We start from the raw sequence: 17,632 nt of genomic DNA, 5'->3' as shown, positions 1-17,632 counted from the left end.
AGAATATCTTAATAGCAATACTTATCGTTATCGTTGGCTCTCAGATTCTCTTTTCCAGTTTTTATTGCCCCTAAAATCGTAGAGACATACACACAACGCCTAGCTTTTCCGGCATTTTGGCTATATAGGGTTATCTGTCCAAGTGTTCGTAGTGATGTGTTAATACACTCATCTCCAACCTCATAGATAGGACAACCTTGGTAATTAAATACAACTCGCCACATTTGCTGTGAAGTCTGTTTCCGTAAAGTTGTCTCTTTTTTTCCTTTATTATTTTCTTCTTCATCAATACGAACGTTTGATTCAAGATTGTGCCAGAGATTGCTATTGTTTTTAACGGCATCAGAAATGAACTGGCCTGTTTGTGCTTGATGAACTGTCCATTGCACAACACCATCTTGTATGCGAAAACTAGCTTGCCAAGCCAATTTTTGCTTAATGGCTTCCCTTTGACCTTGGCGCATCGCATAGTAAACTTCGTTTTGAGCAGTGTTAAGCTGGCGAGTAGCCACAAAAGTCATCCAGTTTGGTATTCCCAGTGCGGCTAATATACCAATTAATACAATAATTACTAGAGTTTCAAGTATCGTAAAACCACTACTAGAGCGATTATTTAAAATTTTGTTTGCATTAACTAGAGATCGTAAATGCGCCTGGGTATTCATTTTTAGTTTCTGGTTTTTTTTCAGCCACCCAGTTGTTTAACAATATTTCAGTTTCTTGGCTTTTTAGTTCACGCTGGTTAGTAATACTCTGAAGTAAGGTAGGCAATATCAGAATTATGGCAATTTTCAATAATAGTTTCGAGCTAAAATTTATATTCTGAAATCTTAAAGAATCATTAATAAAATACCTCCATAAAAATTTAGCCGCAGTTAAACCTTTTTTCCGATTTAAGGGTTTTTGTAAAGCTTTACAGGTAAGGTATTTATATAAATTTGCAATGCTTGTATTCCAAGTTTGGTTAAGTGCTGATGGTCTTTCTTGATATGCTCTCTCAAGTAGCTGTAAGCAAGCTTTTTCTTGTCTAACAAGATTGGAAGAAACTGAATTAGCACTAATTCGGTATAAGATTTGCACAGATGGTACACATACAAAATCAAATTTAGATGCTAATCGCAGCCACATATCCCAATCTTGAGCCGCAGCTAGAGATTCATCAAAGCCACCTAATGTAATTAAAGCTGTTCTATAAATTAAGGGATTAGAGCCATTTTCTAGAAAGTTACTTACCAATAAACTTTCATAAACATCTCCATTCACATTAGTACGTTTACCTGAAAGGACAAATTCACCATTTGTATCAATATAGTCAGTCCAACTGTAAGCAACTTTAGCAGTCAAATTTTCTTGCAGAGCCTTTAATTGAGATTCAAGTTTATCAGGTGTCCAAAGATCGTCTGCATCTAGAAAACTAACAAATTCCCCAACTGCAAGGTTTAATCCTCTATTACGACTGACGTTTCCACCAGCATTGGAATAAGAAAATACTTTTATTCGTGGGTCTTGAATTTGTTTAACAATATCTAAAGTAGAGTCTTGCGAACCATCATTAATTACAATTAATTCTAGATCCATAAAAGTTTGGCTTAAAACAGAATTAATTGTATTAATAATAGTATTTTCGCTATTGTAAGCAGGTATAATTACAGATATTTTTGGTAAGTTTTGATTAGAGTTAATCATTTTATGTGGCTGCTTTTTTTTTGAATAGGTTCCCTAAATTACATTTAAAGTAATAAAAAGGACTCATCATACTAGCCAAGTAAAATTCCATCTCAAAAAGTGCAATTAGATTATTTTTGAATTGTCCTTTATATAGAATGATGTACTGTAATACTCGGCGTAAATTTCCTAAAACAGTTTTCACAAATACTATTGGCTTTTGCCAAGTTTTAGCATTTATCAACCTGAGTTGGAAAATACACAAGCCACAGCCGCGTGCCAGATTTAGTAGATAATCTTTTTCAAATCGCCAGCGTGGTATTTGGTGGTAAGTATGCATGGTAGGATTATACCAAATTTCCCAGCCTCCATTGTGTATATAAAGCAATGGTTCATAGTCTTCACCTTGCACCAAAATACCGGGTAACTTTCCGCTTAAGATAGGCCGTTCTGGTACATTTTCACACCACGCTTGTTTACGGACGATAAGTGCTGCACCAGGAGGAAGCCTTAAATTATCTGCATCAAATAAATATGGGTTTGAGCCATGTTCTCTAATAGCGAGAAAAGCTTGAATTTTTTCAAAATTTTCTGGCGGTTTTACTTCAAAATCACCATGAATTTGTCCACTCCAAACACCTGCTTGAGGATATTCCAACCCAAAGGCATATCCTTCTGCTAACCAATCAGGTGCAGGTAAGTTATCATCATCTAAAAATGCAATTAGCTCGCCTCTAGCTTCGCGTACTGCCCGCAATCGTGCAAAAGCGGCTCCCTGTTCTTTTTCAAAAGAATATCTTAAATCACAGTTTCCATTATATAGTTTTTGGTAATTCTGAATTACCTCAGATGTATTATCAGAACTATTATTATCAACAATAAGAATCTCCCATTTCAGGTTTTGTACTCCTGTCTGAGTTAACAGCTTATCCAAAATCTTAGGTAAACGGGTTGCTCCGTTATATGTAGGAATAGCTACAGTAATATCTAATTTTTCAACTACTAATTCATTCATAATACTTAATGTTCTGATAATTTATTTTTCAAATAACCATTTCTCCAAAGATAAAACGGACTCATTAAACTACTTAAAAAAAGTTGCATTTCGCAAGCAGCCACCAAATCCTGTTTTAACTTAGTTCGATATTTAAGTAAATGGAAAGTGATTTTACGCAGGTCATTTATCATGTACGCTAAAAAAGCGATCGGTCTATACCAAGGTTGTATATTTACCATTCTAGTTACATAACGGCTCAGTCCAATACCTCGGAAAAATGGAATTAAATAGTCTTTTTGTAATCGAGAACTTGGTATTTTGTGAGAAATTTGCATTTCTGGGTTATACCAAATCTCCCATCCTGACTTTTGAATGTAAGACAACATTTCTAAATCTTCACTGGTAAGCATATTACCTTTAACTCTGCCAGTTAAAATGCACTTATCTGGTACACTTTCTAACCAGGCTTGTTTACGGATAACCAGCCCAGCAGAAGGAGGTAGTAATCTAATTTTAGGTTCATATAATAAGGGTAAATTGCCTCGTTCTGTAATTGCTATAAATGGGGCAATTCGCTGAAAATTTTCTGGTGGTTCTACTTCCCAATCAGCATGAATTTGGCTACCATAAGCTCCTGCCTTTGGATATTTTTCAGCAAAACTAAAAGCTGCGGCTACCCAGTTTGATATTGGGTAATTATCATCATCTAGAAAACCTATCAATTTACCTTTAGCTTCTGCCACAGCTTTTTTTCGGGCATAAGCCGCACCTTGCTTTGCTTCAAAGCAATACTTCAAAGGGTAAGGACATTGCCAATTTTTTTGATAGGCTTGAACAATTTTAGCCGTGTTATCAGTGCTGTTATTATCTACAACTATGATTTCCCAAGATAAATTTTCTGTGTGAAGTTGGTTTTTTAGCCGTTCTAGTAGTTCAGGCAAACGACTTTCACCGTTGTAAGTTGGGATAGCTACAGTAAAATCTAAACAATCAGTCATTTTGTGAAAGCTCTATTTTGATATTTTGATACGTGGGTAGGCATGATTAAATATTAAATAAAATCTTAGTTTGTAGTAAGCGATTCATTTTTGTTCAGGATTATCATGACTAAAGTCCTGACTACAAACTTGATTTTTTTATCTCTAGCTAATTACTTGCTCAGCCACTTCCTAATTTGTGACCCAGTAATCAAGAAATCTATCAAATAAAAAAACTACACCTGATGCTTCAATTTTGCTATCAATGTGCAGTTTTATGTTCAGTATTATTTCGTATTTTTATAAATTTACGCTATGAAAATTACTTAATTACAGTCAGAGTCTTTTTTTGTGACTGTTGAGCCTAAGAGAGTTTTCACAATGATGCATCGCTTTACACTACCAGCTGATGAAGGATTTTGAGGGCTTGGGATTGCTACTACTATTTTTATCCCAGATGGCTCTGTTGCAGGGGGTGTAACTGTTCCAAAGTTTGCATTTGTTAGAGTTCCCATGTAATCGAAGGTCATTTTTGCTGATGTACTTAAAGTGTAAGATACAGATGAACCAGCACTGTTTTCACTACTAAGATTTGTACCGAGTATAAATTTATCAGAACTAACTCCAACATCTACTCCTAAAGGTTTCCATGTGCTGATGTCAGCAAAAGCCAAGTTGCTACCATCACTCTTTTTTGTAGGATAAATAGCAACCTCTACATTTTGGGTTGTACTATTTTTCTGAAAGCTTACACTATAGCTAAGTTTTTTCTTTTGGGCTTCTCGTTGTGCATCTTGTAGTACAGCTAAAAGAGCGTCATTAGCTTTATTGAGCTGCTGTCGGTTGACAAAGGCAACCCAACCAGGAGCTGCGATCGCTGCTAAAATTCCTGCTAACAGCACTACTACTATTAATTCTATCAGGGTAAATCCCGCATCTTGTTGATTGTAGTCATCAATATTTCTATTAACTAAATCTTGCTGGTTTAGTTTTATTTTCTGCCTGTGTAACTGGAAATAATTTGATAATTTAAAACTCACAATATTTTGCATACTATCCTGCTTTTATTAAACTTTTTCAAAGATAGAAGCTATTTGGTAAATATCAAACTGCGTCCTTGCACCTTAATATTTGCACTCGGAAAATAACTAGATTTGTTTTGAGCATAACGGGCTTTAGTTTCATCATTTATCAGGCGAATTTGTGCGTTACCTCTGATAAAAACTTCAGCAGTACTTCTATTATCTGCACTCACTGAATCTACACAAGCATAGAACCCTGTTGGAATAGTAGTTACTGTTGATGCTGGAATTCGTTGGAAGTCACTACTAGAGCATGTTCCTGATGGTGCTTGTTGTGCTATTGTTGTTTGATCTATAAAATCAACCAGAACGAGGGGCTGTTGCACATAAGTACCTGTACCCTTTGTCCACTGATTCATTTTTTGTTGTAATGTTTTCCCTTTTTCTGACAAATTAAAAGCCTTAAAACCGGCATCTGGACATTGGCTGTATGTTTCAGTAAAGCCGGTACAAGTGCTACTACCTTCAACACCATCTTTAATTTGCCATCTAGCGATGCGGGCAGTATTAGACCAAGTAGTGCTAGTACTAGTGTCTTTAACTAAATAGTAGGCAACTAATGAGTAAACAAAAGCATCATCTTTTTGACTGCCTGTAATTGTAATTGCTTGACTCACTAATTCTCGTTTCCAAAAAACAAGCACAGGAATCCTATTTGTTCCAGTTATGCTAGTAGGTAGTTGATTCCCAGTTGTACTTGCATTTGGGCAAGTAGTAGTATCAACAGTACCGCTTAGACAAGCAATTCCAGTAGCGTCATACATATATATTGCTTGTTGCAGATCGCGGTTGATATAGTCAAGCGCTGCTTTTATTTCTTGCTCAGAGTTAGCTTTAGCTTGTTCCTGACGATCGGTGTTTAAAACCCCGATCATAAAACCTAGTAACGGCGTAATTACTAGGAATGCAATGAGCATAGCTACCAGTAATTCAATGAGGGTGAAGCCAGTATTTTTGTTCTGCTTCTGAGAGAGTTTTAGCTGAGTATTTAACAGCCACCTCAGTATATTCATCTTGCTACAGTTTCTCCTTAGTGAGTGATACTGAGTCATGAAATCATTTCTTTTGCTGGCTTATTGACAACCACCAAGACGATCGCATAAAGCGTTATAGGAGGGTTGACCTCTGACAATTTCAGTTGTAATTTCTACTAGTGGTGCTTTGCGATCGCCTAGTCCCCCACTGAATGTTGCTGCTTTTTTTCCACCGCTATCACTACTTTTTTTCAAGCTACCAGAATCGACGAAGGCATCTGAACGATATACCCGAACTCCCAAACGATAGCTTTGACCGTTATCAATTTGAGCAGTAGTTGTACTGATAGTTCCAACTGCTTTACCAAAAGCCTGAATATAAAACTGAGCTGGGCTGGTTGTTTTGTAGGTTGTACAGTCAGTTGGGAGAGTGATTTTGCCATCCTTGTGAAAGCAATACAAACTAGTTATGGCTGTGGGAACAGCAGCACTACTGAGTAAATAGTCGCCACTGGTACTTGCGTCTGATACTGTTCGAGGTGCATCTGCGGTTGCGGCAGCAAGTGAAGTAGTAGTTGATACTTGGGCTTCTGAAATTGTTTTAGATTTGATAGCATCAATAAACGCTTGAGCCGCTTCTGTCCCCAATTCCACCCGTCTAGCTTGGACGCGAGTTGCGGTTGAAATGACTAGGACAGGTGCGATCGCTACCAGCAAAATGCTAACCACCAGGATCGCCACCAGTGACTCAATGATTGTAAAACCAGACTGGCTAGATGATTCTTGTAGTTGGTGTGGGTTCATAGTCAGTTCCTCAATTGGGCTATGTCTTAGAGCAATTGGCGATGTGTAGTGCACTCCTCACTCCTCCCCTTTTACGCGGTAGGGAAAGGTAGGGGAGGGGGTGGAAGCTAAGGGCTTTTAATGCGATCTATTCAGCTGAGAAGTGCTGCAAAAAGAGTCATTCAGACACTTCAGGATGCTTAGAGCTTACAGTCAGCCGGACGTTCACTTGCAGGTAGCGCAAATTTTAAACCACTGCCAAAGTAGGTAGTGTCTGGAGTCTCAAAACCATCTGCTGTTTGAGTTTGGACGGCACACAACAAAGTTTGCACCCAAAGGTCATCTCGACCTACTTCTCTGTAGTATTCATTTGGAGGATCTGCCGCTGGAACTACGAAGCGCTGGGCAAACAAGTCTGGATTTTGCGCTAGTAAGGCTACATCAAAACCCCAGTTACGGTTAGGAGCCATATAATAAGGCGCTTCCCCAGCCGGAGCAGTACCTACATAAGTAACATCTGATGTGTAACCTGGTCTATCAACATTCAGAGCTCTCATAAAGATACTGTTAATATTGGCAGCATTGACAGAAGTTGAATCAGAAATGTCAGAAGCGGTTGCAGCGACAGTTGCCGATCCTGGTCTGACAAGAACTTGGAATGGTGCGGTGGCATAGATACTGCGTTTAAATTGAATGAACGAACCGCTAATATTGGCATTAACCCCATTCCAGTTTTCTAAGAAGCGCACAAAGTTATGCAAACCTCCATTAATTTCGTAAGCACTTGGGCCCACACGAACAGGAGTATCACCAGCGGCAATCGCTAGATTAAAAGTTGTTTCACTTGCCTTAGGCAACCATCTGGTATTTTTAACTACACTAGATGAACTGGCTAAACCCGCATAGGTTTCATTGTGTTTAGGTACTTCGGTTGTTACCTGTAATTGCAACACAGGTTCTAATAGTGGCTGCAAATACTCATTTCTTGTGAATGATGTCATGTCCCCAGGAAAATCTTTCGCAGAATAGGCGTTAACTGGTGTTGGTGTTCGGGGATACCTGAAGAATAGACGATAAGTCTCACTACCACCATTAGTGTAGTTGTATTGCATATTGTTGAGTCCGAACCCTGGCGGTGCGCCATAGTTATTATCTTTTGTGGTTGTAAACCATAGGGCATTATTGGCTACTTCTGGTATATCACCGTTACGAAAATGGCCTACTACCTTCACCGAAGTTCCTGATGATGTATCTGTTCTTATACCAAGTACGATGGGAGTAGCAGAGCCAAAGTTTATGGGAGCATTAGAGGTATCAACCAGCTGCCCAAGATTATTTCGTTTGTAGGCAACTCGACGGGGAAATCTTTCAAAACCAGCTCTTGCCGATTGAGCAGTAGTACCAGCTAATAGTCTGCTTCTTGGAGCATTTAATACGTCAGTGTCACTAGATTTTTTTTGGATATTTGCTAACGTCAAACCATTGGTTGCATCTGTATCATTGGTTTGATCGTCATCATTATCCAAACCAATATACCAATCAGTTTCTCCACATTCAGAAACTGGTATTTTAAAGCACATCTCCATTACATACTCTGGCAAAGTACCTCGGCGCTGAATGGGTGTGACGAAGTTATTAAAGTAAGAACTGTTATTGTTTATTGAGTCAGTACCAGTGGGGGTACCCTTGTAGTAAGCATCCCCACCAGAGTTAGTAAAGAATCTAGATGAAGTGACGAAGTTGTTATTCCAGAAACCTGCTTTCAATCGCTTGAGTACAACGTTGGGGTCACTTCCTTGATTATTTCGCAAGTCGTAATCACCCTCATTGCGGAAGCCTTCGCGGAAGTTACCAGATAACAAGGTGACAGCATCGGCAATCACTGATGCTGGTCGCCAAGTTTCGCCTGTTCCACAATTAGGTAGTCTAGGGTCACTTGGCCGACAAGCAAAGTCAGGATCGCGATTTGCCTCAGCGCGGGTGTAAAATTTACTATCGTAGGCTGCATTACTCGCGTCATCGGTGGGTGTAACTAAAAGATCGGGAGTTTTGAATTCTTGTTTACTGTGCAGATTAAAATTGCCCTTAACATAGACTGGTAACTCAGTTGCTAAAATTAAGCCTTTTTCCTCTGCTCTGTAATTATTCATGCGACTCAAGTTACTGCCATTAATCAACATAATGGCGTTGGGTCGCCGTTCTGGATCTAGCTTGTAGTCACTAGCACTGACGCTTTCACTACTTGTGTCACTGCGGTCTTTTTGAGCATCATCACGAGAGGCATAGATAATACCGCTATTGGGGAATAGATATTCGTTAGCCCAATTTTTACTAGCGTCTGGATTGGTGTTGGTTTTTGCACGAAGCAGATCTAAATCTATGACAGTGGCACGAATTTCTAAAGGCTGACGCTGTTCGACTTCCAGATTGTATTTTCCAGTTAATGTACCACCTTTATCTATAGCCTTAATTTGTCGGGCATCAAGAAATGCAGTTTCTTTGATTGCGCCATTGGGGATATAGGTAGTACTCGGAGTCAGAGAGCCATCAGCAATCTTGATTGCACAGATGGTAGAGTCAATTGCTGATTGCTCAGAGAGAGTAAGTTTGCTGGTTGTTGCTTTGGCCAGTGCTTGCCGCAGTAGAGGATTAACAAGGCGACCATTAGGAAATACCAAGTTGGCTTGATGTTTCAAGCGGTCTAGCAAAGCTACGCTAGTGTTAGTAACATTATCATCGTTAGTTGCAGCTGCAAAAAAACCGTTGCTATCTACTGTCTGTCCTCTAGTTATAGTCGCGGCCGTACTATCGGCAGGGGGAGCAGGGTAAACAATCCCATTGTTAGATGCTGCTACTGTTGTCAAATCACGTGGGTCGTAGGTGTTTGTAGTTGCTGTTGTCTGATTTGTAGGATTGTAGTAGCTACTTACACACGCCATAGGTGTTTGATAATCGTCTGCTGTGCTGGCCGTAGGAGCATAGGAATCAAAATTGTAGTGATACACTGCCGTAGCACGCATTACCAAATCACCACGTTTTTGTTTACTTGCGTTCAGAGGATCAGTGGGATCGGGTACAAGCATAGGCATAGTATCAGGCCAGACTACTGTGCCAGCACTTTCGTTGACTACTGACGTGCTTGGGTCGTCAGGCACTGTTGTTGGACGAGTAGGTAGTCCAGAATCTGTAGTTCTATATATTCCCGCACCCGTAATTACCCTTAGTCCACCGACTACATCAAGGATATTAGCTCTGGGTGAAGCGGCTGAAATCTCCCAAAAACCATCACGCCCAGTTACTCCCAAATCTGATAATTGTCTGACGCGAGTGGTACGAGTACGATCTTTTGTAGTGCTACCTGTCCACTTCACACCAGTGATGGTTTGGGGATCATTCTCTCCTACAAACTCTCCTTTTGTGTCGTCCCATATTAGTTCAGGCAGGTTGTTACCTACTACAATGCGATCGCCTAACTCTGTTTCTGTTACCGGAGTGTTGTCTACAATCTCTGGATCTCTTGTAGGTAGTTGGGCTGTATTTAGTGTGAGTTTTGTGTTAGCGTCTGTTGGATAAATCCAGGCATCCATTGGACGTAGCGTATTACCAGAAGAACTGTTCAATAAAGTTGTTGCATCTGCTATGGTGTAATTCACACCAGCAGATTTTTCAATACCAGAAGTACCATAAGGAACTTCTTTAAATGGTACACGCCGAGTACGTTTACGGAACCAAGTTTCCAATTCTTCTTTACGTACTTTATATGCGTCTAAGCTTGGATCGTTTGTAATGCGTTTGCTTGTATTAGTTTGGACTTCTGTAGGATCGGCACTAGTCGCTTTAGCTAATTGTACATTGACTAATAAGTCTATGCGTTGAGCATAAGCTTGAGTGTTATAGGCAACCTCATTCGAGCCATTTGAGGTAGTTTTATTATCAGAAGCTAAAGTTTTATTTGTATCAGGTGTATTGTTTTCTTTAAATAAATCTACACGCGTTCCACCTGGATTACTTGTACTAGCACTAATAGGGCCACTAACTCCAATATTACCACCAACAACTATCTTGCCATTTTCTCGTTCGTAATAACAAGAATACCTACTACTGACTTGAAATAGGGTTATATCTCTATCACTTTTAGCAGTAAATAAGTTACTGTTGGTAAAAATACGTCCATTAAGACGGAATCTAGGGCCAGGTGTAATATCTAAGTCATCTTCATATACAACAGCATTATTAGTAATAGAAATTTGGCTGCGATCTTGCTGCATTTCTAAAGCCGAGAAGCCTTTATTACCTCGATATGTTTCATATTTGGTTGTATCGAGGCTAGCTTGACTAGTAATGGGAACCGTAGCTGTATATACGAAAAAGCTTTTTTTCAATTCGCCACTGGGAAGCTTATACCAACCTGAATTACCCACTAAGCTGGCACTCGTCTCACCAGCTACATCACAAGCTCCACCTGCCTTAGCAGGTAGCATGGGAGGGGTTCTAGCATCTAGTGGGCTTCTCTTCCTGGTTTGGCTTGTACCACTTTGGGGAGGAGTACGGAAGTAGATACCGTAGAGAATAAAGCTATCAAATTTTCCGTTATTATCTGTATCGGCAGGAAATTTCCAGGCTGTTTGTATGTTTTCTTTATCCTCTAAAATCATAGTACTGCTTGCTTCGATGGTGTCGTCCCCATCAATGTCATAAGGCACAGTAATGGGAGTTTCATCACCAAATGTATAGGCAGGAAGTTTATTGGTTAAGGTATTGTATAGTGTGACGTTTGATGGGACAGAACGTGGCAAAGTTGGGTCTGTAAACAAGGCAGTTATTTTTGCTTTAGCCCTCTCTAAAGCAGGAGTAGCAGCTTGCATTGTAGCCTCATTCACTCGGACATTACTAGCATTTTTGGCTCGTTCAAATGAGCGAAACAAAATTGCAGTTGTTAACAATACGACTACTAAAGTTACCATTGCCACTGTTGGTAACACAAAGCCAGCATTGGCTGAGGTGCGTCTTCTTCTCGTGAGAAAGATAGCGCGTAATAGCCAAATAATTCGCTTGTTAATTGCAGATAAAAAATTCTTGCCAATTAGTTTGAAGGTTTTTTGAATTGCCTTGACTAGCTTATTTTTTCCAGACATAGCTGCTTTCCTGTCAAGTGGTTTATACCAGATTTTTGATTGTTACCAATTTTTTAATTAGTCCTGAAAAATTATTTTTCAGGTAAATGATGAAACTGTATTTATGTCACTACTGCATCTTGTTTTACAAAGTTCAAAATCAAGGGCTACACAAAAAAGACAATTTATTAAAGTTATATCATTCATGAATTGTTCGTTTGATCCGGTAAATACTGATTTTTTCAGATTTATTTCAATTGATTCTAAGGAAGAAGAAGAGCAGAATTTGACGGTAAATTTGCGGAAATCTATTTTATTGGCAGGACAATTTATAAAGATGATGTTAGGAAAACAAGCTTATAGTACCCACTTATAAAGGAAAGATATCAGTTCCATATAAAATAATCAGATGTTCACCCAGATTTCTGGCTTCCTAGAGAAGTCGTGAATCTTGTGATTTATTACTAATTCCCAATAGCCAGTAGGGGCGCACAGCTAGCTGTGCGCCCCTACGAAAGACTTATACGTGCAATTGAGAACCGCTATAGGGTATGGGATTCTACGCGCTAAAGTATTTCGCTATTGGGTGGTAGGTAATAATCGCTGTTGTAGACTGTTCTGGATAAAGCTGTTCGCTTTCATCCATATATAAGTTAATTCTGTCAGTCTGCAATAACTCCAGTTGCTTGTATTGATCTTGAATATTCGGGCAAGCGGGGTAGCCAAAACTATACCGCGAACCACGATAGCGTTGTGCCAACATATCCCGAATATTATCTGGTTCCTCAGCAGCAAAGCCTAACTCTCGGCGAATTCTGGCGTGTGTCCACTCTGCCAATGCCTCCGCCATCTGCACTGCCATACCGTGGAAATACAGGTAATCTGTGTATTGATTATCTGCAAACAGTTTTTGGGCAAATTCTGTGGCAATATCTCCCACAGTTACCGCCTGCATGGGGAAGACATCAATGATTCCTGATTCTTTGGGTGCAAAGAAATCTGCTATGCACAGCCGCCTTAATGATTTTTGTCTGGGAAACTCGAAAGTTATAACCTGCTGTGATTGGTTCTCTGGGTTATATATATGTAGAGAATTTCCCTCGGCTTGGCAAGGAAAATAACCATAAATCACTTGCGGATGTAGGAGATTTTCCTCAATAATTCGCTGTTTCCAAGTTTCTAAAACTGGGTGAACTTTTTCAGCTAAGAAAGCTTGATATTCTTCCTTAGATTGGTCTTTTGGTTTGCGAAATTGCCATTGTCCAGCTATCAATGCTTGTAAATCTAAGTGCCAGAATATTTCTTCAATGGGAATATCACTAGGCTGCAATAATTGTGTTCCCCAGAAAGGTGGGGTGGGACGTTCAATATCTATGGCTACTGCCTCAGAACGCCGATTATCTATCTCTTTTGGTTCTGTAGATGTTGTTTCCTGAGTAGCTGTAGCTGTTGATTTTTTGTGACCATTGGTCGAAACTTCAGCAGTTTCAATTTCGTTCAAAAATCCCTGGAAATCATCCCAGTTACCAGTGGTCTTCGCTGGCATTAATTTATCCATAAAGTGCAAGTCAGAAAAGGCATCTTTGCCATAAACTACTTTACCTTTGTAGGTGTTTTGGCAATCTTCATGCACAAATTTGGGAGTCAAGGCCGCACCGCCTAAAATTACGGGTACGGTAATTCCCTTTTCGTTAAATACCTCCAAGTTCTCTTTCATGAAGGCGGTGGATTTCACCAGCAAACCACTCATGGCTATACAATCAGCTTTGTGCTGTTCGTAAGCGTTGATGATGTTTTCTACTGGTTGTTTAATTCCCAGGTTAATTACCTTGTAGCCGTTGTTGGACAAGATGATATCCACCAAGTTTTTACCAATGTCGTGGACATCGCCTTTAACTGTGGCAATGATAAAGGTTCCTTTGGCGTTGTTGCCTGATTCTGATTTTTCCATGAAGGGTTCTAGAAACGCTACCGCTGCTTTCATGGTTTCGGCAGACTGTAACACGAAGGGTAGTTGCATTTGTCCAGAACCGAATAATTCCCCGACAACTTTCATGCCATCCAGCAGGAAGGTGTTGATAATTTCTAGGGGAGGATATTCTTCTAAGGCTTTTTTGAGGTGTTCTTCTAAGCCAATGCGTTCGCCGTCGATGATGTGGCGTTTGAGGCGTTCTGGGATGGGGAGACTTTCATCTAAGGAGCGATCGCGCTTAGTTGTCACCCCAGCAAACGCTGTGGTAAGCTCTCCCAAGGGATCGTAAACACAAACATTACCTTCAAATTTCCGCTGGTCATAAATCAACTGGCGACAGATTTCTTGATGGCGTTCGTCAATCTTCGAGAGCGGTAAAATTTTGTTAGCGCTGACAATGGCTGCATCCATTCCCGCCGTTGTCGCTTCGTGCAAAAATACTGAGTTCAGCACCATCCGCGAGGCTGGATTTAAACCAAAGGATATATTAGAGACACCCAAAACTACATGACATCCAGGCAATTCTTGGCGAATGCGGCGAATGGCTTCAATTGTGGCTTTACCGTTTTCTCTGTCCTCTTCAATCCCAGTGGAAATTGGTAGAGCTAGGGTATCAAAGAATATTTCTGTGGCAGGTATGCCGTACTCTACAGCTTGGCGGTATGCGCGTTGGGCAATTTGAAACTTTTTCTCGGCTGTCCGCGCCATGCCTTCTTCGTCGATGGTACCAATGACGACGCCAGCACCGTACTTTTTCGCTAATTCCAACACTTTTAAAAAGCGCGGTTCGCCGTCTTCGTAGTTGGTGGAGTTGAGCAAACATTTACCGCCGGCTATCTTTAAACCCGCCTCCATTTTTTCCCATTCGGTGGAGTCAAGCATCAAAGGCAATGTCACATTATTGACAATGCGCGAAACGAGTTCGTGCATATCCCGCACACCATCACGTCCCACGTAATCGACGTTGACATCAAGGATGTGTGCGCCTTCTTTGACTTGCGCCCTCGCCATTGAAACGAGTCCATCCCAATCTTCAGAATTTAGCAAATCGCGGCACTTTTTGGAACCACTGGCGTTGAGACGTTCGCCGATAATCAAGAAGGAATTATCTTGGTCGTAGGGCTGAGTGGTGTAAATTGATGCTGCTGCTGGTTCTAAACTTGGTTGTCTAACTTTTGGCTTCAAGTCTTTGGCCATTTCTGCCAATTGTTGAATGTGTTCTGGACGCGTCCCACAGCAACCCCCGATCACTTGGACACCCAAATCTTCAACAAAATGCATCAGCGACATCCGTAATTCCAACGCTGTCAGGCGGTAGTGTGCTTGACCACCGACGTTCTCAGGTAAACCCGCGTTGGGAATACAGGAGACGATGAAAGGTGAATGTTCTGCCAGATACTTGATATGTGGTTTCATCAAGTCTGGGCCTGTGGCGCAGTTTAGACCGAGAATGTCAATTGGGTAAGGTGCCAAAATTGTCAGCACAGCACTGATTTCTGAACCCACCAACATTGTGCCCATGCTTTCCATTGTCACAGACACCATCAACGGACGGCGATCGCCCTTTTTGGCAAACACTTCTTCAATACCATTCAGCGCCGCTTTGATTTGCAGCACATCTTGGCAAGTTTCCACCAGGAATAAATCCACGCCACCATCCCACAGCGCTTCTGCTTGTTCTGCAAAAGTAGCTTTCATGGTGTCAAAGTCAATGTGTCCCAAGGTTGGGAGTTTGGTTGTGGGGCCGATGGAACCAGCCACAAACCGGGGTTTTTCGGGTGTGGAAAATTCCGCAGCCACACGCTTGGCTAGTTCTGCGGCTGTTTTGCTGAGGTAGTAGGCTTGGTCTGCTAGGTCATATTCTGCCAGCACAATGGACGTACTGCCAAAGGTATCGGTTTCAATGACATCAGCACCAGCGGCGAGAAAGTCACGGTGAACTTTAGCGACGGCTTCGGGTTTGGTGTGGACTAAGTATTCGTTACAACCTTCATATTGGGCGCCGCCAAAGTCTTCTGCTGTCAGGTTTTGGGTTTGCAGGTTGGTTCCCATCGCCCCGTCAAAAACGAGGACTGGGCTATCTGAACTACGCAGGCGTTCAAGGAAAGGATGAGTCATATTTTCCGAGAATAATTTGGGTCAGTCGTATAATATTCGACTTACTTTATTATTTTCCCAAATTTTGAGAGTTTCGGCAGTATATAATGGAAAGTTTTGATACCATACTGAAAGTAATAATGTGTCTATAATATCACTTAGTTAGCTAGTTCATCTAGAGGTTGTTGTATGGAAAGAAGGAAAATTTTAATTGCAACTAAAACATACCCTTCAATTAGCACCAAATATCAAGAAACAGTCTGTACAGCAGGAGTTCTGTTAGATGAAGACGATCAACCAGTTCAATGGATTCGCATTTATCCCATTCGGTTTCGTCAATTAGATTTTGATAAGCGTTATCCAAGATGGTCAATTATAAGTGCTAAAATAGAAAGAAATGACAAAGATTATAGAGAAGAAAGTTTTCGTATAGATGATTCTTCGATAGAAGTAATACGAAAAATTGATACTAGCAAAAACTGGGAAGAGCGAAAAGCCTTGGTTTTGCCACTAGAATTCAAATCTATTCTGGACATTAAAGAGCAAGGTAAATCTCTCGGTATTATTAAACCACAAACTATAAAAAAATACTTTTGCAAGAAGGAAATAGAACGGGAGTGGAAACCAAAACAGCAAGCAATATTAGCTCAGATGGACTTGTTTGAGCCTTCAGTACAGTTAGATAAAATTCCTTACAAGTTTGGTTACGAATTTTTTTCTAAAGATGGAAAGAAGCATCGATGTACAATAAATGATTGGGAAATTCAACAACTTTATAGAGGCTGTAGAGATAGATCAAAGGAAACAAGTATGGAGAATAAAGAAAAGGAGGCTTTAGAAAAAGTACGCCAAAAATTAGAAGACGAGTTTTTAAGCAAAAAAGATTTATACTTTATCATGGGAAACCTAAAAAATCACAAAAATAGCTTTATGATTATTGGGATATTTTACCCACCATTAATAAAAATGTAATATTAAAAGTTGATTATTCCAGGAATTGAAAATGAAGATTAAAGATATTGCTAAAACAAGATGTATACTTACTTTTGGATATGGCAATCGCAAAGACTACGATGCCTTCTTGGAATACCTACAAAAGTTTGATGTTGAATGTGTTGTTGATGTCAGAATGGTTCCTCGTGCTTGGAGTCGTAAATGGTACGGCGACAAAATTAAACTATTCTGTGAATTAAATAATATTGAGTATATTTCTAAAACCGCTTTAGGTAACACATCTGGTAAAGAAAATTGGATTCCAGTAAATCAAGAAGAAGCAGATACAGCTCTACATGAAATTGCACAAATTGCTCAAACGGGTAATGTTTTACTATTGTGTGCTGAAATGAACCCGAATCGCTGTCATCGGAAAGAAGTTGCTCATTGCTTAGGAAAACTGGTATCAATGCCTGTTAAGCATTTAGAGTAGTAAACTACAATTTCTTTAATACTTGCAGGGCGAACTTTAAACTGTGCCAATCCGTTTGAAGGCATGGGGACTCAGCACAACACAACATCACCGCGCTGTAAATTCATCAGCAAATACTTCGTCGTAAATGTCATTTTCAGGACTTACCCAATCCCGATAAGCCTGAGATTCAACAGTAGAATGAACAGATTTTTTTCCACTTTTGAGCGAAAGAGCTAAATCCAACAGTGTTGATAACTGGTCATCGTTTAGTTGCTCGATCGCATTTAGAAGTTCTTGACGAATACTCATGGAATGACTAACTGCTAACTATCTCTATGGTATGCCATGAGGCGATCGCCTTTAATTTTGTGTGGTGCAGCAGCTACGCCCGTCGTAGACATCCCTATTATCAGGTGGGCAGTATGTATCAAAAGATTATAAGTCTTAGCGCAACAGTCTAACGCACCCTTTGATATTCGTGAATGAGTCTTTGATATTCGCGGACGAGTCTTTGATATTCGCGGACGAGTCTTTGATATTCGCGGACGAGTCTTTGATATTCG

General features: G+C 40.2%; 13 protein-coding genes. 3 read left to right on the top strand and 10 right to left on the bottom strand.

The features are described 5' to 3' along the window. Window positions 1–8: 8 nt before the first annotated feature. The 8 genes from ACM0OY_RS29220 to hpsA form a co-directional block, all read right to left on the bottom strand. Window positions 9–665 carry a Tfp pilus assembly protein FimT/FimU gene (locus ACM0OY_RS29220; protein WP_414572282.1) on the bottom strand — a complete coding sequence of 219 codons (657 nt, stop codon included), beginning with the start codon at window positions 663–665 and terminating at the stop codon, window positions 9–11. Beyond that, window positions 631–1,686, bottom strand: a complete 1,056-nt coding sequence (locus ACM0OY_RS29215) for a glycosyltransferase (protein WP_414572281.1) — start codon at window positions 1,684–1,686, stop codon at window positions 631–633. Before ACM0OY_RS29215 ends, ACM0OY_RS29220 begins: the two co-directional genes overlap by 35 nt. A 1-nt stretch (window position 1,687) precedes the next feature. Beyond that, window positions 1,688–2,680 (bottom strand): hormogonium polysaccharide biosynthesis glycosyltransferase HpsE, encoded by a 993-nt coding sequence (gene hpsE, locus ACM0OY_RS29210; RefSeq protein ID WP_414572280.1) that lies wholly within the window; start codon window positions 2,678–2,680, stop codon window positions 1,688–1,690. 5 nt (window positions 2,681–2,685) lie between these two features. Beyond that, entirely contained in the window at window positions 2,686–3,660 is a 975-nt protein-coding gene (hpsE, locus tag ACM0OY_RS29205; RefSeq protein WP_414572279.1) for a hormogonium polysaccharide biosynthesis glycosyltransferase HpsE, read from the bottom strand. A 305-nt stretch (window positions 3,661–3,965) separates the two neighbouring features. Then, the gene (locus tag ACM0OY_RS29200; RefSeq protein WP_414572278.1) at window positions 3,966–4,691 is read right to left on the bottom strand and encodes a Tfp pilus assembly protein FimT/FimU; all 726 of its coding nucleotides are present in this window, start codon (window positions 4,689–4,691) and stop codon (window positions 3,966–3,968) included. Window positions 4,692–4,729: 38 nt separating this feature from the next. Then, entirely contained in the window at window positions 4,730–5,734 is a 1,005-nt protein-coding gene (gene hpsC, locus ACM0OY_RS29195) for a hormogonium polysaccharide secretion pseudopilin HpsC (RefSeq protein ID WP_414572277.1), read from the bottom strand. 60 nt (window positions 5,735–5,794) lie between these two features. Then, window positions 5,795–6,499 (bottom strand): hormogonium polysaccharide secretion pseudopilin HpsB, encoded by a 705-nt coding sequence (gene hpsB / locus ACM0OY_RS29190; RefSeq protein ID WP_414572276.1) that lies wholly within the window; start codon window positions 6,497–6,499, stop codon window positions 5,795–5,797. A 179-nt stretch (window positions 6,500–6,678) separates the two neighbouring features. Next, the gene (gene hpsA, locus ACM0OY_RS29185; protein WP_414572275.1) at window positions 6,679–11,613 is read right to left on the bottom strand and encodes a hormogonium polysaccharide biosynthesis protein HpsA; all 4,935 of its coding nucleotides are present in this window, start codon (window positions 11,611–11,613) and stop codon (window positions 6,679–6,681) included. A 103-nt stretch (window positions 11,614–11,716) separates the two neighbouring features. On the opposite strand from hpsA, the gene ACM0OY_RS29180 reads away from it, so the two are divergent. Continuing rightward, complete coding sequence (locus tag ACM0OY_RS29180) at window positions 11,717–11,968, top strand: hypothetical protein (RefSeq protein WP_414572274.1); 252 nt, start codon at window positions 11,717–11,719, stop codon at window positions 11,966–11,968. A gap of 183 nt (window positions 11,969–12,151) precedes the next feature. On the opposite strand, the gene metH is transcribed toward ACM0OY_RS29180, so the two are convergent. Then, entirely contained in the window at window positions 12,152–15,682 is a 3,531-nt protein-coding gene (metH, locus tag ACM0OY_RS29175) for a methionine synthase (RefSeq protein ID WP_414572273.1), read from the bottom strand. Between the two features lie 168 nt (window positions 15,683–15,850). Between metH and ACM0OY_RS29170 the strand changes: the two genes are divergently transcribed. Together ACM0OY_RS29170 and ACM0OY_RS29165 are read left to right on the top strand one after the other, a co-directional pair. Beyond that, window positions 15,851–16,633: a hypothetical protein gene (locus ACM0OY_RS29170; protein ID WP_414572272.1), complete on the top strand. Its 783-nt coding sequence runs from the start codon at window positions 15,851–15,853 to the stop codon at window positions 16,631–16,633. A gap of 31 nt (window positions 16,634–16,664) precedes the next feature. Next, entirely contained in the window at window positions 16,665–17,087 is a 423-nt protein-coding gene (locus tag ACM0OY_RS29165; protein WP_414572271.1) for a DUF488 family protein, read from the top strand. An 87-nt stretch (window positions 17,088–17,174) separates the two neighbouring features. On the opposite strand, the gene ACM0OY_RS29160 is transcribed toward ACM0OY_RS29165, so the two are convergent. Then, complete coding sequence (locus ACM0OY_RS29160) at window positions 17,175–17,378, bottom strand: hypothetical protein (RefSeq protein ID WP_414572270.1); 204 nt, start codon at window positions 17,376–17,378, stop codon at window positions 17,175–17,177. Window positions 17,379–17,632 lie beyond the last annotated feature (254 nt).

The organism is Nostoc sp. CCY 9925 (genome assembly GCF_963920935.1).
In the GTDB taxonomy this organism is placed as follows: domain Bacteria; phylum Cyanobacteriota; class Cyanobacteriia; order Cyanobacteriales; family Nostocaceae; genus Nostoc.
Note: the sequence above shows the minus strand (reverse complement) of the source record. Positions and strands in the feature narration are given on the sequence as shown.

Coding starts and splice junctions, on each gene's coding strand:
- ACM0OY_RS29220 (WP_414572282.1), bottom strand. CDS start 665: ATGAATACCCAGGCGCATTTACGATCTCTAGTTAATGCAAACAAAATT.
- ACM0OY_RS29215 (WP_414572281.1), bottom strand. CDS start 1,686: ATGATTAACTCTAATCAAAACTTACCAAAAATATCTGTAATTATACCT.
- hpsE (WP_414572280.1), bottom strand. CDS start 2,680: ATGAATGAATTAGTAGTTGAAAAATTAGATATTACTGTAGCTATTCCT.
- hpsE (WP_414572279.1), bottom strand. CDS start 3,660: ATGACTGATTGTTTAGATTTTACTGTAGCTATCCCAACTTACAACGGT.
- ACM0OY_RS29200 (WP_414572278.1), bottom strand. CDS start 4,691: ATGCAAAATATTGTGAGTTTTAAATTATCAAATTATTTCCAGTTACAC.
- hpsC (WP_414572277.1), bottom strand. CDS start 5,734: ATGAATATACTGAGGTGGCTGTTAAATACTCAGCTAAAACTCTCTCAG.
- hpsB (WP_414572276.1), bottom strand. CDS start 6,499: ATGAACCCACACCAACTACAAGAATCATCTAGCCAGTCTGGTTTTACA.
- hpsA (WP_414572275.1), bottom strand. CDS start 11,613: ATGTCTGGAAAAAATAAGCTAGTCAAGGCAATTCAAAAAACCTTCAAA.
- ACM0OY_RS29180 (WP_414572274.1), top strand. CDS start 11,717: ATGTCACTACTGCATCTTGTTTTACAAAGTTCAAAATCAAGGGCTACA.
- metH (WP_414572273.1), bottom strand. CDS start 15,682: ATGACTCATCCTTTCCTTGAACGCCTGCGTAGTTCAGATAGCCCAGTC.
- ACM0OY_RS29170 (WP_414572272.1), top strand. CDS start 15,851: ATGGAAAGAAGGAAAATTTTAATTGCAACTAAAACATACCCTTCAATT.
- ACM0OY_RS29165 (WP_414572271.1), top strand. CDS start 16,665: ATGAAGATTAAAGATATTGCTAAAACAAGATGTATACTTACTTTTGGA.
- ACM0OY_RS29160 (WP_414572270.1), bottom strand. CDS start 17,378: ATGAGTATTCGTCAAGAACTTCTAAATGCGATCGAGCAACTAAACGAT.